The organism is Halorubrum aidingense JCM 13560 (assembly GCF_000336995.1).
Taxonomy (GTDB): Archaea; Halobacteriota; Halobacteria; order Halobacteriales; family Haloferacaceae; genus Halorubrum; species Halorubrum aidingense.
This window is the reverse complement of record NZ_AOJI01000033.1, coordinates 26,500-41,839: the sequence shown is the minus strand read 5'-3', so window position 1 is coordinate 41,839 and position 15,340 is coordinate 26,500. Positions and strand designations below refer to the sequence as shown.

Sequence of the window (15,340 nt, the reverse complement as noted above, 5' to 3'; positions counted from 1 at the left end):
GAAAACGGAGGAGAAAGCACAGACTGGCGGAGGTCCCGTCCCGCCGAAATGGCGGGCCGGGGTGAAACGAAATAGCGGGATTACAGCGCGTCTACCGCGCGAATCGGACGTGCCCTAACGAGGGGCAGTCAGTTGTCCTCTGCCGTGTACTCTCGATCGTAGCCGAACGGCAGGTACGTGTCGCCGCCGCCCTCGTAGAACTTCCCGAAGAACTCGACGTACTCGAGACGGATGGCCTGGATGCCGGCCGACGAGACGCCGAGCAGGAGCACCACGATGTGGCCGATGATCGCCACGAGAATACCGCCGACGAGCGCGACGACGCCGAGCGCACCGATCGAAGCGGGGTCGAAGGCGGTCGTTATCCCCGCGAAGACGAGTTCGTAGTCCTCGGGGTGGCCCTGGACGTACTCGAGGTAGTCGGCCGAGAAGATGAAGTGGAAGCTCCCGTCGCCCCCCTCGTCGATGTACGCCCCGAACGCGAGCAGGTTGACGGCGAGCGCCATCCCCCCTTTCGCGAGCAGCACCGCCATGATCCGGGCGTACGAGATGACGTTGACGATGGGCGAGAGCACTTCCGCGAGTTCCGCCGGCTCGCCGATACCGAGCAGGACGGCTCCGAGACCGGCGGCCACGAGACCGGCGATCCCGACGATGGCCGGGAACCCGTTGAACGTGACCGCACCGAGCGTGACTACCGAGACCGACTCGAACAGGAAGTCGGGCTTCGGGCCGGGCACGTGCTGGCTGAAGATCCAGATCCACGCGCCGTTGAGGAGCAGCAGCCACGACGCGCTCTCGTAGACGGCGTGTTTCAGGTCGTGCTGTTGGTAGTTACTCACGAACGAGAGCAGGTACCCCACGTTCAGGTGGACCATCCCGAACACGACGCTCACGACGAGCCACGAGAGCGCCCAATCGATGTCGGCGGGCGAGAGGCCCTTCCCGACCGGCCACGACGCGATCCCGAGCAGCGGGTACGCGTGGTAACCGAAGATGTCGACCCCGTAGTAGATCCCGAACAGGATCGTGAACAGGCCCGCCCAGATGGAGACGGCGCCCAGCTCGCGGAACGTGCCTTCGTAGTTCGAGTACAGGAACACGCCGATCGCGGCGTACAGCACGCCGTAGCCGATGTCCCCGATCATGAACCCGAACATGAGCGGGAACGTGAGGAAGACCAGAAGCGTCGGGTCGAACTCGGAGTACTTCGGTCGGCCGAAGCCCTGGACGAGCAGTTCGAAGGGCCCAGCGGCGCCCCCGTTGTCCTGAACGACCGGCGGGTCATCGCTTCCGTGCGTCGCGTGGCCGCCGTCCGTGGCCGCCTCGCGGTCGTCGGCGGTCGCGGCGGTGCCGCCCGCAGAGCCGCCGTCAGCGACCGCCTCGGTGTGGTGATCGCCGTCGGGCGTGAAGGACGCGCGTTCGAGCTCCTCGACCTCGGCGTGGTCGTCGACGGCGTCCTCGATGGCCGCCTCGAAGTCCGGGAACGTCTCGGTCGGGACCCATCCCTCGGCGATGAAGGCGTTCTCGGTGGTCGCAAAGGAGAGCGGTGCCTCCTTCTTTTGGGCCTCGATGGTGAGCTGCTCTTCGGCGCGCAGCAGGAAGCTCGCCGCCTCCTCTTTGACCGCCGATAGCTCGGCTTCGACCGCTTCGAGGTCGCTGCGCAGGTCTTCGCGCTCGCGTTCGAGCGTCGCGACGTACTCGGACGGGCTCGCGTCAGCGTTCGGAACCTCCAAGAGCGCGATGTCAACGCCGACGAGCGAGTCCTGGAGAACACCCTCGTCGGCGCCGTCGGCTGGTGCGGCGAAGATCGCCACGACGTTCCCGCCGGCGAACACCTCGAAGGAGTCGATCCCGTCGGCGGCGGCGAGCGCCGCCTCGACGGCGTCCGGTTTCGCCTCGCCGACGACGACTTCGAGCGAGTCGTAGCCGCGCAGCAGATCGAGCTCGATGCCGAGGTCGGCGAACGGCTCCATGCGGTCGATCTCCTCTTGCCGGTCGCGGATCGTCGACTGAAGGTCGTCGCGCTCGTCGTTGAGTTCGTTGACGCGCTCGCGCACGTCCGCGAGCTCGGCTTCGAGCGCGTCGTCGTCGAGCGCGCCGGCGGCCTCGGTCTCGTCGCCCTCTACGTCGAGAATACTCTCCAGCGAGCGGACGGTGACGAGTCGTTCGTTGACCACTTCCGCGCCGTCGAGCGACGCGCCGGGAGAGAAGCCCTCGTAGCGCTCGTCGTAGTCGGTGACGTGCAGGGAGTGGTGTTCGTACGCGGCCTCGATGACGTCGTCGATGACGCGCTTCGAGCCCGTCACCGACACCTTGCTCATCCGCTCAGGCCTGAGCATCCACCGCCTCCTCGGCTTGTTGGTTCACCGCTTCCTCGAACCGTTCGACTGCGTAGTCGACGGCCGATTCCACGCGCTCACGGGCCTCGCGTTCGAGCTCGTCGCGGTCGGCACGACCCGATTCGAGGATCTCCGCACGGCGTTCCTCGATATCCTCGCGGGCCGCCTCCAGCCGCTCGTCGGCCTCGGAGTCCGCCTCTTCCTCGGCCTCCGCGCGGATCTCCTCCGCGCGGGTTCGAGCCTCGGCGAGGCGCTCGTCGGCGTCCGATTCCGCCTCCGCGATGATCTCGTCCGCCTCCGTTTCAGCCTGCTTGATCCGGTCGAGCACCTCTGGTCTCGCCATACTACTAATCGCCTGAAACTCCACAAGCGACGTATAAGGTGTTTGCGAAAATGCGCGGGGTTCACAGCCGATCGCGGCCGGGATCGGACCCGACAGTCCCGGCGGAACAGCGCGCTGCCGCCTACATTTAAGTACCAGTCGACGGACCCTCACCGTATGGCAACGGTGTATGCGGTCGCGTCGGCGAAGGGTGGCGTCGGGAAGACCACCACGACCGCGGCGATCGCGACGATTCTGGCCGAGTCGGGCGCCGACGTCGTCGCGATCGACGCCGACATCGGCATGGCGAACCTCGCGGGCGCCGTCGGCGTGACGCCCGGCGAGACCACGATCCACGACGTCCTCGCCGGGACGGCCGACCCGCTCGACGCGGTCCACGGGGGCCCTGTCGGGCTCCGCGTCGTCCCGGGCGCGGCGGATTTGGACGCGTACGCGGCCGCCGATCCCTCCGGACTCAAAGACGTCGTTGCGGCCGTCTCAGACGCAGACTACGTGTTCATCGACGCCGGCGCGGGACTGTCACACGACTCCACGCTCCCCCTCGGGATCGCGGACGAGACGCTGCTCGTCTCGACGGCCGAGCGAAGCTCCCTCGGCGACACCGAGAAGACCCGACAGCTGACCGAGCGGCTCGGCGGAACCGTCGCGGGAGCGGCGATCACCCGAGTGAGCGGCGACGGCGAGGGCGACGACGACCTCGCGTCCGAACTGCTCGACGCGACCGTCCTCGGACGGATCCCGGAGGACGAATCGGTCGTGAGCGCGTCGGACGCGACCGAGCCGCTCCCGCTGTTCGCGCCCGATTCGCCCGCGACGAGGGCCTACCGAGACCTGACGCGAGCGCTGACGGGAGCCGACGTCGCCGGCGACGGACTGGGCGAGCGCGACGTCGTCGACACGGGCGAGGGCGACAGTGCAGACGAAAGCGAGAACGAGGATCGAGAGTCCGAGTGCGGAGACGACAACGAAACCGAAAGTGGAGACCGCGAGAGCGACGAGGGCGACGAGACCGACGAGTCCAACGAGTCCAACGGATCCAACGAACCCGACGAGGACATCATCGTCGCGGACTCCGAGCAGGCCGGACTGGGCGAGCCGGGCGGCGAAGAGGACATCATCGTCGCCGACGAGGCCGCCGTACCGGCGGGCGAAGAGGCGGATGAGACCGTGGAATCAGCCGATTCGGACGGACCGGACGAGTCAGATGAACCGGACGAGCCGGACGGATCGGACAGGTCGGATGAACCGGACGACCCCGGAAGTTCGGACGGCGACGAGACCGAGGCGATCGACGACGAGGCTGAGGTGGTCGGCGAAGGGCACGTCAGCGGCGACGACCTCGAGGCGATGATCGAGGAAGACGTGGACGACGACTTCGACGACGGCGGCGAAGACGACCCGATCGCGGACGCAGACGAGGTCGCGGCGCGACGCGACGCCGAGGTGGGCGACGCAGTCGACGAGAGCGAGCACGGCGAGACCGAGGACAGCGGCGGCGACGACAGCGAGACCAAGGAGAGCGACGGTGACGATATCGACGACGAACTGGCCGGGAGCGTGCCGTTCCGCGACGACGACACCGGGATCATGAACACCGCCCGCTCCGAAAGCGACGACGAAAGCGACGGCCAGAGCGCGGACGAAGCGACCGACGACGAAAACAAAGGCGGGTTCTTCAGTCGGCTGCTCGGTCGGTAGACCCCTAGGGCGGCTCAGACTGTCGAGAGCGTTTCAGCTGGCCGAGAACGTTTTAGCTGGCAGAGCGCGCTTCAGGCCTCCGAGGGCGCTTCCGCGCGGTCGCGGATCAGGTCGCGGATCTCCTCTGGATCGGAGATGTCGGCGAGTTCCGCACAGGAGACCAAGGCGGTCCCGTCGACCGAGTCGCGGCCCTCGTCCTCCTCGGTGAAGTAGACGGATCGGGTGCGTGCCACTTCGCCGATCGAGGACATGATCCGCGCGCGCTTCTCCGCGGCGGGCGTGAACGCGGAGTGACCGGTGAGCACTCGCGTCACGGCGCTCCCCTCGTCCTCGGAGACGGCTTTGAAGGGGGCGCGGGCGGTCGGGTGGACGGTAAAGCCCGCGTTCGTGAGCACGTGAACGACGTGCTCGTCGTCGGGGTCGGTCGCGGGCGCGGAGGGCGTCGGGTCCGCGTCGCGGACGCCGTCGGCACCGTTGAGCACGTTGACGGGACTAGAGAACGGCTCGTTGAACAGCTCTTCCAGTTGGATCGCGACCTCGATGGAGGCGTTCATCCCGTCCTCGTACTTCGAGACGGTGCGCCGGGAGACGCCGAGTTCGGTCGCGAGCCGACCGAGCGACCAGCCGCGCTCCTCGCGCTCGTCGGCGAGGAGGTCGCCGTCGAGGCTGACGTAGAGTCCGCCGGGGGCCGCGTAGATGAGCGGCGGCATCTCCTCGACGAACAGGTCGTATCCCGTGTCGGGGTTGATCACCGGGACGCCGTGTCTGAAGTAGACGACGCCGGGTTTCAGCTCCTCGTCCCGGGTTCGGATCCCGATCACCATCGGCGTCGCCTGCAAGTACTCCCCGAGCCGGCGCATCTCCGCGCCGGTCTCGGAGTCGAGCGCGTCGACGTTGCCGAGAATCTTCAGGAGGACGAGGTCCTCACCGCGTCGGGCCGCCACGTCGAAGCTCTTGGGCCGGACCGCACACCGCTCGCTGACGAGGAATCCCGCGTCTTCCAGCATCGCGGTGACGTTTTCGATCAGCGCAGTCCGAGACATACCCGAAAGAAGCGGTTCGCCGTATATATGCGTTGTGTCGGCTGTACGCGAGTAACGACGCCGCCCGCTTGCGGTTTCGTCGACTCGAACGGCGATGCAGCCAGACGGGGGGCGCCGATTCGACCAGACGGAGTGACGATGCGGGAGACGAGGTGGCGATACGGCCAGACGAGGCGGCGATACGGCCGCGTCGAAACCGGTTTGTCCGGGAGGGCGAAACCCTCTCGTATGGTCATCATCGCCGTCGACGACACCGATTCCCGCGATCGGGGGATGTGCACGACGTACGTCGGCGCGCGCCTCGCGGAGCGACTCGACGCCGCCGGCGGTCGGGTCCGTCGGCGGCTCCTCGTCCGCCTCAACCCGGCGGTGAAACACAAGACCCGGGGCAACGCCGCCGTCGCGTTACACGTCGACGGCGTCGACGCCGCAACGGCGTTCGACCTCGCGGCCGAGACCGTCGAAGAGTTCGCCGCGACCGACGACCCGCGGACCTCCCCCGGCGTCGTCGTCGCCGAGGGCGGCGTCGGTGAGGCTGACGTCGCGAGAGCTGGCGTCGGCGACTCGTTCGGTCCGGCGGGCGACGCGGGCCGCGGATGTCCGTCGATCCCCGACGACGTGGGCGACTTCGCCCGACGCGCACTCCGCCACCGGCTCTCGCTCGACGAGGCGCTCGCGCTCGCCGAGGCACACGGGTTTCGGCACGCCGCCTTCGGAACGGGCGGAGACACCGCCGCCGACGCCGTCGAAGGGCGCGGCCGGATCGGCGCGCTCGCGGCGATCGGCGCCCCGGCGGCGTTCGGCGACTGGACGGTCGAGCGCATCTCTTACCGCGATCTGGACCGCTGTGGGACCCCGCGAGACGTCGACGTCGAGAGCCTCTTCGCCGCCGCCGACGAGGGGTACCCGGTCGTCTGGGACACGGTGGATCGCGGGACCGGCGCGCCCGTCTGCGTCCCCAACGCGCCCGGACCGATCCTCCACGGGATCCGCGGCGACGACGCGAGCGCGTGCCGGGCGGTCGCCGAAGCGATCGCGAGCGAACCCGTTGAGCGCGCCGCGACGTTCCTGACGAACCAGGGCACAGACGCCCACCTCGCACCGGGGGCGATCGGCGACCTCCGGGACGGGGCGGGGTACCGCGTCGACGGCGTCGTCGCGAGCGCGCCCGAGACGAAACGGGGGGGTCACGTCCACGTCGACGTCGCGGAGTCGGGCTCCGGCGGCGGCGAACCGACGGGCTCCGAGACCGACGGAGTCGGCGCTCGACTCCGCTGTCTCGCCTTTAAGCCGACGGGCCGGTTTCGCGACCGCGTCCGGGCGCTCCGACCCGGCGATCGGGTGACGCTGTGTGGGGAACACGAGGTGCGCGAGGTCGGAGACGGCCCTCGGTCGACGCTCAAACTGGAGAAGTTCGCCGTGAACGACCTCGTGCGAACGGAGCCGGCGGTGCCGCGGTGTCCCGATTGCGACCGATCGATGTCCTCGGCGGGGAAGGGGCAGGGCTACCGCTGTCGGGACTGCGGCACGGCCGCGCCGGGGAAGGTCGACCGCAAAATCGACCGCGATCTGGAGGTCGGCTGGTACGAGGTGCCGCCGAGCGCTCGGCGCCACGTCGCGAAGCCACTGATTCGAGGTGGGTTCGACGCGCCGATCCACCCGGAGCGATAGCGGGTCAGTCGTCGAGGTCGCGCTCGTCTCGCCACGCCGCGGCGCGGTCGAGCGCCGCCTCGCGGTCGTCGAACCGCTCGCGCTCGTAGGTCGACTCGTCTTCGGCCTGTTCCATCACGTCGAGGCGGACGACGAACCCGCCGTCGCTCCGCTCGCGGACTCGAACCGTCGCGTAGCCGTCCGATCGGTTCCATTCGGTGATAACGTCGTCCTCGCGTCCGAGTGACCAGCTCATACCCGATGAGGTCCGCGGCGGGGCTAAAGCGACGCGGTTCGCGGGTGATCGGCTCCGCGGTCGACGAGGGGGTCGAGCCGCGGTCTAGCGGTCGTCGGTCGGCGTCGCGGAGTAGGCGCAAGAGGGACAGACGGCGTAGCCGAGGGCGTCGTACGGCACGGACGCCGAGGGGGCGATCACGTCACACTCCGGACAGTCGAACGTCGACGCGTTCTCGATGCTCATGGTTCCCGATACCGGTACGACCCATATGGTTATGAGTCGCATACCGCCCCTGCAACGAGCCCTTGCTTATAAGCGAACGCCGCGCCGAACGCACGCATGGCCGAGACCACCGACGGCGACGGGCGGGACTCGCGGGACGTTCACGCCGAGCGCCGCGACCGCGCGGCGGCGCGGCTCGACGAGGCGGACGCCGCGGGGCTGATCTGTTTTCCGAGCCGGAACCTCCAGTACCTGACCGGGTTCGACGAGGAGCCGGGAGAGCGACACTTCCTGCTCGCCGTGCCGGCGGCGGACCGAGGGCGCACCGACCCGACCCTGCTCGTGCCCGCGCTGTACGAGACGCAGGTTCGCGAGGAGACGAGCGTCGCCGACGTGCGAACGTGGGCCGACGGCGACGACCCGATCGCGGCCGTCCGCGACCTCCTCGACGAGCTCGGGCTGCGCGAGGGGCGGCTCCTCGTCGACGACACGATGTGGGCGACGTTCACGCAGGACCTGCGATCGGCGGCCCCGGACGCGACGTGGGGGCTCGCGAGCGAGGTCCTCGCCGACCTCCGAGTCCGGAAGGACAGCAGCGAGCTCGCGGCGATGCGCGCGGCGGGCGCGGCGGCGGACGCGGTCGTGAGCGATCTCCGCGACCTCGGCGCCGACGCCGTCGGGATGACGGAGCGCGAACTCGCGGACCGGATCGGTGAGCGGCTCGCGGCGCACGGCGGCGACGGCGTCTCGTTCGGGACGATCGTGGGGTCGGGGCCGAACGGGGCGAAACCGCACCACGGCCACGGCGACCGCGAGATCCGAAGCGGCGAGCCCGTCGTCCTGGACTTCGGGGCGCGCGTCGACGGCTACCCGTCCGACCAGACGCGGACGCTCGTCTTCGACGGCGACCCGCCGACCGAGTACGAGCGCGTTCACGAGGCCGTACGCGAGGCGCAGGCGGCCGCGATCGACGCCGTGGAGCCGGGCGCGACCGCAGAGGCGATCGACCGCGCCGCGCGGGAGCGGATCGAGGCGGCGGGGTACGGCGACGCGTTCATTCACCGAACGGGCCACGGCGTCGGGCTCGACGTCCACGAGGAGCCGTACATCGTCGCGGGCAACGACCGCGAACTCGAACCGGGGATGGTGTTCTCCGTGGAGCCGGGAGTCTACCTCGACGGGCGCTTCGGCTGTCGGATCGAGGACCTCGTCGTCGTCACCGAAGACGGGTGCGAACGCCTGAATCGGACGGACCGAGGCTGGCGCTGAGCGCGAAGCGAAGCGGGAAAACCGGCGCGTCAGTCGCCCCCGACAGACGATCGGAGGCCGCAGACGCGCAGATACGGGAGTCGTGTGCCTACCCCCGAACGAAACTTGCCGCTGAATTGCATAATCATGATACCGAATTATTTCGGGGTGGTCGCGGGCGGTCAGGGCCCCTGGCGTCGGCGCGTCGCGCCGCGCGCTCGGTTCGCATCGAAACCATTAGTGTCGCCGGAGCGGAACCGCGGGGTATGAGCGACAACGAGGAGGAGGCCGAGGAGGCCGAACCGGCCGTCGAGCTCGGCGAGGGGCCGGACGTGGCGGGCGAGCCGATCGCCCGCGTCGCGTCCCGGCTCACGTGGCCCGCGAAACGCAGCGACCTGCGCGCACAGGAGGGGGACGCGGTCATCCGGACGCCCGACGGACCGCAGACCCTCGACGACGTGCTGGCGGACTCCGAGGTGCCGCTGTTCGAGAGCCGGAGCGAGTTCGTCGCCGAGGTCGAAGACCTGGTCGGCCGCGGTCCGGTCGCGACCGAGTAGTTCGGTCGTCACCCCCCACGGGCTTTTTGTGCCGTCGGCGCCGAACTGACGTATGGTGATCCCGTTCGATCCGCACGAACTCGACCCCGAGGAGTACGGAGAGACGCAGACGACGCTGTCGACCGATCACGAGTCGGCTATCGAGCAGGTTCGCGAAGTGTGTCTCGACGCCGGCTTCGGCATCCCCGTCGAGTTCTCGCCCTCCGAGCTGCTCAACGAGAAGGTCGACGCCGACCGCGACCCCTACTACGTGCTCGGCGCCTGCAACCCGGCGGTGGCGGACCGGGCGCTCGACGCGACGGACGGCCGGATCGGCGGACTGTTCCCCTGTAACATGGTCATCTGGGAGGAGGCCCCCGGCGAGCAGGTCGTCTACCACATCTCGATCATGAAGACCGCGCGGCTGCTCGGTCTCCCGGTCGACGACGAGGAGATGGACGCGATCATCGCCGACACCGGCGAGATGGTCGACGCCGTGTTCGACGAACTCGCGGAGTGAGCAATCGTCGTCGGCGACCCTTATAAGTAGAATCGACAGCGGCGACGTGAGTTATAAAGGACATGCGGTGGCGCGCGCTCGTGAGCGGCCGCCAGGCCGCGAACGACGCGCGCGAGGGACGCCGCGAGCGACGTGGGCGACCGCAGGGAGCCTCGAGCGAGCGGCGAGGCTGGGGAGGTATGAGGTCGTGTGCGGTGCAGATCAGGGGCGACGAGAGCGCGCATCGGGCCAGCAACAGGTTATAAACGACCGACGACGACCGCACCGTCCCTTATAAACGCCCAGTCTCAGTCTCGCCCGTCGACCCGCCCAACCACGACATCGCGGCCGCCTCGAACGGCTCCGAGTACTGCATCAGCGTCGTGCCGAGGATCGCCATCACGAGCACGTAGCCGACCGCGAAGGCGTTGAGCGTCGCGGCGAGCGCCGCGTCGAAGACGCCCGCCTCCGCCCCGCTCACCGCGATCGTCGCGATGATCAGCGAGAACTCCCCGCGGGTCGTCATCCCGAGCGCGACTCGGGTGGACCGGCGGGTGTTGAGGTCGAACGCGCGACCGCCGAAAAAGCCCGTCACGAACTTCGTCGGCGTGGTCACGAGCACGGCGAGCGCGATCAGCCAGATCACGTCGCCGAACAGCAGCGGGTCGGTGACGAGTCCGATCCAGAAGAAGAACACCGCCGCGAACGTGTCGCGGACGGGTTCGAGCAGCGCTTCGATCTCGTGGACGTACTCGGTCGCCGAGAACGCCATCCCGACGAAGAAGGCGGCAACCGCCTCGCTGACGCCGAGCGCGAGCGCGGCGCCCGCGATCAACACCACGGCGGCGATCGACCGGAGCGCGACGAACTCGCGGTTGTCGGTCCGGACGAGCCGAGAGAACACGGGCTCGCCGAACGCGACCACCGCGAGCAGCGCGAGGATGAACCCGACCGCGATCGCGATGTCGAACGCCGCCGCGGCGACGCTCCCGCCGCCGAGCACGAGCGCCGAGGCGACCGCGAGGTAGACGGCGATGAAGAGGTCCTCGTACACGAGCGTCCCGAGCAGCGGCTCGGCCTCGTCGTTGGCGATCCAGCCGAGGTCGATGAGCGACTTCGTGATCACCGCCGACGAGGAGATGTACACGATCCCCGCGAGCAGGAACGCCGGCAGGAACGCCCCGAAGACGAACCACCCGAGGACGAGCCCGACGCCGAAGTTGGCGAGGTCGATCGTCCCCGCGGTGCCGATCTGTCCCCGCCGGTCGAGCAGGCGATCGAGGTTGAACTCCAGCCCGAGGAAAAACAGCAGGAAGACGATCCCCAGCTCGGCGCCGGTCGCGATGAACTCCGACTCGGGGATGTACGCGGTTCCGAGCATCGGCAGCGCGACCCGACCGAGCACGAACTCGCTGAGCAGCATCCCGGCGACGATATAAAAGGGGATCACCGACTGTCCGAGCCGGTTCGCGACGCCGCCGACGCCGGCGATCGCCGCGAACATGATCCCCAGTTCGAGGAGCGCCACTACCGACCACCTCCCCGGGGGGCGGGCCGAGCGGTCGAGTCGCTCGCGGCGCGCGCGCCGTTCATCCGGTGAGGATCTCCTCGAACGCCGCGCAGTTCTCGCGGGTACCGACCCCGATGACGGTGTCGCCCTCGCGGAGCGTGGTGTCGGCGGTCGGACTGTCGATGACCTCGTCGTCGCGCTGGATCGCGACGATCGCGAGGCCGGTTCGGTTGCCGACGTCCGCGCTCTCCAGCGTCTCCCCGATGAGCGGCGATCCCGGCTGGAGTTCGTACCACTCCAGGAGTATCCCGCCGGGCAGCGTCGTCTCCTGCGTCTCCGGCTCGACCGGCTGGAAGTACGCCCCCTCGATGATCGAGCCGATCTTCCGGGCGAGGTCGTCGTCGAACTCGAACGCCTTCTCGGAGTCCGCGTTCGGGTCCGGCCGGTGGAACAGCTCGCGTTTCCCCGTGTTGTGGATGACGACGATCATGGCGCCGTCGCGCAGTTCGATCTCGAACTTCTTCCCGACGCCCGGGAGGTCGGATTCCGTTATCGTCATACCGAGAGAAACGAGGCCATCGTAATAGTTGTGTAGTTGTGCGGATCGGTCGGAGCTGTGGCTCGGCCGGATCGAGAGATCGAGACGATGAGCGCACAGCCGCGACCGCCTCGTCCGACGGGCGTCAGCCGCGTACCAAACGCTAAGTGCCGTGGGACCGAGGAGAGAGGTATGTGGCGAGCCCGGAGGAGCCGGGACCGGCGGACGGTGGTCTGTATCGCGTGTGGGGACTCGGTGCTACGCGAGGACGCGCGCGAGTACGACAAGGAGGGCGACCGCTGGAACCGGCGCGACAAGGAGTTCGAGTACCTCTGTACCGACTGCGACGACGAGATCTGCCACCAGCCCCGCGACGGGCTCGAATCGCTGATCCTCTCGATCGAGTCCGACGGCCTCACGCGGGAGGAGTTTCTCGGCCGGTACGCCGACGCCGTCGCCGCCGGCGAGTCGACGAGGCGGTCCGAGCGCGACCGGTAGCCCCGGTGGGTACCGGGTGACGAGACGCCCGCGGCGACGACGCTGACACGGGACCGCCCGCGTCCCCGACAGGCCTTTCTAACGGACCCGCGTTGGTCACCGTATGTCAGACGACGAGCCGAAACCGGGCTCCGCCGAGGACCAAGGCCCCGTGACGATCACGGAGGCACTGGCCGACCGCCTCGCAGAGAAACGGACGGAGCTGTTCGAGGAGTTCGAGATCCGCGACGAGTTCCCGAGCGACGTCCTCCGAGAGGCCGAGGCCCGGACCGAGGGCGTGTACGACGAGATCGAGTCGGAGATCGACGAGCGGCAGGACCTCCGAGACCTCACCACGTGGACGACCGACCCCGTCGACGCGCAGGACTTCGACGACGCCATCTCCATTAAGCGCGAGGAGGGCGCCTACCGGCTGTGGGTCCACATCGCCGACGTGACCCACTACGTCACCCCCGACACCGCGATGTGGGAGGAGGCCGTCCAGCGGGCCAACACCGTCTACCTCCCCGCGTACACGATCCACATGCTCCCGCCCGTGCTCGCCGAGACGGTCTGCTCGCTCGTCCCCGAGGAGGATCGGCTCGCACACACCGTCGAGATGGAAATCGACGACGAGACGCTCTCGTTCGAAGACATCGATATCTACAAATCCGTCATCAACTCCGACGAGCGGCTCACCTACAAGGAGTGCGAGGAGCGGTTGGAAGACCCCTCATTACCCCTCGGCGAGGAGAACGCGCTCGCCTACGAGCTGGCCGACCGGATGCACGAGCAGCGCAAGGAGGACGGTTCGCTCGTGTTGAACCCGAGCCGCGACCGCGCGCACACCATCATCGAGGAGTCGATGCTCAAAGCGAACAAGGCGGTGACGCACACCCTGATGTGGGACCGCGGCGTCGAGGCGATGTACCGCGTCCACCCGCAGCCGACGCCCGATCAGTGGAGCAAGGCGCTCCAAGAGATACAGGAGCTCGACGGCGTCTCGATCCCCGGCGACGCGTGGGGCGACGACCCGCGTAAGGCCGTCAACGCCGCCTTAGAGACGGCTCCGGACCGCCAGCTCAACAAGATCCAACGCGCCGTGTTGAAGGTGATGCCCCGAGCGAAGTACATGAACGACCCGTTCGGCGGCCACCACGCGCTCAACTTCGACATCTATGGCCACTTCACCTCGCCGATCCGGCGGCTCTCGGACACGATCAACCACTGGATCGTCCACGAGAACGACGTCCCCGAGAACCTGATCGAGCTGTGCGACCACGCCAGCGACAAGCAGAAAGACGGTGAGACCGCGGAGCGCCTTTATAAGCAGTTCCTCCAAGAGCAGGGGCTCGACCCGTACGCGGTCAACAACCGCGGACTCGACGTGGTCGACGATCCCGAGGAAGCGAAACACACGGTCTGAGCGGGACTCCGGCGTCGGGCGTGCCCCCGGTCCGTCGTCGGTTCCGACCTCTCCTGCCGACACGTCGCCCTTGCACCTGCCGACACGCGAATCTTGATACCGCCCGCTGTTCACGCGCCCGTATGGTCACAGACCGGATCGTCGACCACTGCGAGCGCGTCGACGCCGACAGGCCGGACCTCCCGGCGCACCTCCTCGACTGGTTCGCCGTGACGATAGGCGGGGCGGCGCACGCGGACTCCTCGCCCGCGATACTCGACGGGATACGGGACCTTTCGGGGCCGACGCCCGATCCCGAGACGGACGCGACGGCGACCGTCTTGCCGAGCGGCGAGCGGATGACCCCCGCCGACGCCGCGTTCGCGAACGGCGCGCTCGCGCACAGCCTCGATTTCGACGACACCCATCTCCCGTCCTCGTTACATCCCGGCGCCCCGGTGATCGCCGCCGCGCTCGCGGCCGCGGAGGGTGCCGACGCGAGCGCGGACCGATTCCTCGCGGGCGTCGCCGCCGGGTACGATGTCGCTTGCACCGTCGGAGAGGCGGTCGGTCCGGACTCGCACTACGACCGTGGCTTCCACGTCACGGCCACCTGCGGCACCTTCGGGGCCGTCGCCGCCGCCGGTGTCGCCCGCGGGCTCGACGCCCCGGAACTCCGGAACGCACTCGGGATCGCCGGGAGTCAGGCGGCCGGCTCCCTGCAGTTCCTCGCGAACGGGGCGTGGAACAAGCGACTCCATCCGGGACTCGCCGCCCGCCGTGGGGTTGAAGCGACGACGCTCGCGGCCGCCGGGGTCGTCGGCGCCGCCGACCCGATAGACGGCGAGTACGGGTTCTTGACGGGCTACACCGACGATCCGAACCTCGCGGCGTTCGATCGGCTGGAATCTCGCGACGCGCTGGCTGAGACGGGGCGGAAGCCGTACCCGTGCTGTCGGTACCTGCACGCCGCGATCGACGCCCTGCGGGCGATCGCTCCCGAGGTCGACGCCGACGCCGTCGAGGCGATCGACGTCGCGATCCCGAGCCCAGGCATCCGACTGACCGGAGACCCCATCGAGGCGAAGCGCCGCCCGACGAGTTTCGTCGACTGCCAGTTCTCGGCGCCGTTCGCCGCCGCGCTGACGCTGACGGCCGGGTCGGCCGGCGCCGAGCCCTTCCTCCGGGCGGTCGGGCGGTTCGAGGATCCCCCCCAGTGGGACGATCCCGAGCTACGGCGCCTGATGGACGCGACGAACGTCTCGACGGACGACGCGGTCGAGCGGCGGTTCCCCGAGGAGTGGGGCGCCGACGTCGCCGTGACGGCCGGCGGTGAGACGCACGAGCGCTCGGTGAGTACTCCACTCGGAGAGCCTGAGACGCCGATGTCCGCCGCCGAAACTCGAGCGAAGACCGAGGGGTTGCTCGCCGGGACGGGCATCGATCCCGAGCGGCTGACGGCTGCCGTCGACTCGGTTGCGGGGACCGTCACGGGCGCGGGTGAGAAGGAGTCGGAGACGGGGAAGGAGACGGAGAGGGGGACGGGCTCACTCGCCGCGCTGATCGACGCAGCGACGGCGTGAGAACGAGT

15 protein-coding genes are annotated in these 15,340 nt (G+C 68.9%); 8 read left to right on the top strand and 7 right to left on the bottom strand.

Annotated elements, in window-relative coordinates; translation table 11 throughout:
- Positions 1–128: 128 nt before the first annotated feature.
- On the bottom strand, positions 129–2,324 hold the full coding sequence (locus C461_RS14090; protein ID WP_008002373.1) for a V-type ATP synthase subunit I: 2,196 nt from the start codon (positions 2,322–2,324) through the stop codon (positions 129–131).
- Between the two features lie 4 nt (positions 2,325–2,328).
- A complete protein-coding gene (ahaH, locus tag C461_RS14085) occupies positions 2,329–2,685 on the bottom strand; it encodes an ATP synthase archaeal subunit H (RefSeq protein WP_049906706.1) in 357 nt (118 codons plus the stop codon).
- Positions 2,686–2,841: 156 nt separating this feature from the next.
- On the opposite strand from ahaH, the gene C461_RS14080 reads away from it, so the two are divergent.
- Positions 2,842–4,383 (top strand): nucleotide-binding protein, encoded by a 1,542-nt coding sequence (locus C461_RS14080; protein ID WP_008002371.1) that lies wholly within the window; start codon positions 2,842–2,844, stop codon positions 4,381–4,383.
- Between the two features lie 71 nt (positions 4,384–4,454).
- On the opposite strand, the gene C461_RS14075 is transcribed toward C461_RS14080, so the two are convergent.
- The gene (locus C461_RS14075) at positions 4,455–5,426 is read right to left on the bottom strand and encodes a transcriptional regulator (protein ID WP_008002369.1); all 972 of its coding nucleotides are present in this window, start codon (positions 5,424–5,426) and stop codon (positions 4,455–4,457) included.
- A 228-nt stretch (positions 5,427–5,654) separates the two neighbouring features.
- On the opposite strand from C461_RS14075, the gene C461_RS14070 reads away from it, so the two are divergent.
- Positions 5,655–7,097 (top strand): tRNA(Ile)(2)-agmatinylcytidine synthase, encoded by a 1,443-nt coding sequence (locus C461_RS14070; protein WP_008002367.1) that lies wholly within the window; start codon positions 5,655–5,657, stop codon positions 7,095–7,097.
- A 4-nt stretch (positions 7,098–7,101) separates the two neighbouring features.
- On the opposite strand, the gene C461_RS14065 is transcribed toward C461_RS14070, so the two are convergent.
- On the bottom strand, positions 7,102–7,332 hold the full coding sequence (locus tag C461_RS14065; protein WP_008002366.1) for a DUF7543 family protein: 231 nt from the start codon (positions 7,330–7,332) through the stop codon (positions 7,102–7,104).
- Between the two features lie 84 nt (positions 7,333–7,416).
- Positions 7,417–7,557: a hypothetical protein gene (locus C461_RS15915; RefSeq protein WP_008002365.1), complete on the bottom strand. Its 141-nt coding sequence runs from the start codon at positions 7,555–7,557 to the stop codon at positions 7,417–7,419.
- 96 nt (positions 7,558–7,653) lie between these two features.
- On the opposite strand from C461_RS15915, the gene C461_RS14060 reads away from it, so the two are divergent.
- The 3 genes from C461_RS14060 (at position 7,654) to C461_RS14050 (ending at position 9,840) form a co-directional block, all read left to right on the top strand.
- A complete protein-coding gene (locus C461_RS14060) occupies positions 7,654–8,805 on the top strand; it encodes an aminopeptidase P family protein (RefSeq protein ID WP_008002364.1) in 1,152 nt (383 codons plus the stop codon).
- Between the two features lie 245 nt (positions 8,806–9,050).
- On the top strand, positions 9,051–9,341 hold the full coding sequence (locus C461_RS14055; protein WP_008002363.1) for a DUF5789 family protein: 291 nt from the start codon (positions 9,051–9,053) through the stop codon (positions 9,339–9,341).
- A gap of 52 nt (positions 9,342–9,393) precedes the next feature.
- Complete coding sequence (locus tag C461_RS14050) at positions 9,394–9,840, top strand: DUF302 domain-containing protein (RefSeq protein ID WP_008002362.1); 447 nt, start codon at positions 9,394–9,396, stop codon at positions 9,838–9,840.
- Between the two features lie 271 nt (positions 9,841–10,111).
- Here C461_RS14050 and C461_RS14045 read toward each other — a convergent pair whose 3' ends face one another.
- Both C461_RS14045 and C461_RS14040 read right to left on the bottom strand, forming a co-directional pair.
- On the bottom strand, positions 10,112–11,347 hold the full coding sequence (locus C461_RS14045; RefSeq protein WP_008002361.1) for a cation:proton antiporter: 1,236 nt from the start codon (positions 11,345–11,347) through the stop codon (positions 10,112–10,114).
- Positions 11,348–11,408: 61 nt separating this feature from the next.
- On the bottom strand, positions 11,409–11,888 hold the full coding sequence (locus tag C461_RS14040) for a cation:proton antiporter regulatory subunit (RefSeq protein WP_008002360.1): 480 nt from the start codon (positions 11,886–11,888) through the stop codon (positions 11,409–11,411).
- A 171-nt stretch (positions 11,889–12,059) separates the two neighbouring features.
- On the opposite strand from C461_RS14040, the gene C461_RS14035 reads away from it, so the two are divergent.
- From C461_RS14035 to C461_RS14025, 3 genes are all read left to right on the top strand, one after another.
- Positions 12,060–12,365: a DUF7562 family protein gene (locus C461_RS14035; protein WP_049906703.1), complete on the top strand. Its 306-nt coding sequence runs from the start codon at positions 12,060–12,062 to the stop codon at positions 12,363–12,365.
- A 103-nt stretch (positions 12,366–12,468) separates the two neighbouring features.
- On the top strand, positions 12,469–13,770 hold the full coding sequence (locus C461_RS14030) for a ribonuclease catalytic domain-containing protein (protein ID WP_008002358.1): 1,302 nt from the start codon (positions 12,469–12,471) through the stop codon (positions 13,768–13,770).
- A gap of 122 nt (positions 13,771–13,892) precedes the next feature.
- Positions 13,893–15,332 carry an MmgE/PrpD family protein gene (locus C461_RS14025; RefSeq protein WP_008002357.1) on the top strand — a complete coding sequence of 480 codons (1,440 nt, stop codon included), beginning with the start codon at positions 13,893–13,895 and terminating at the stop codon, positions 15,330–15,332.
- Positions 15,333–15,340: the final 8 nt, after the last annotated feature.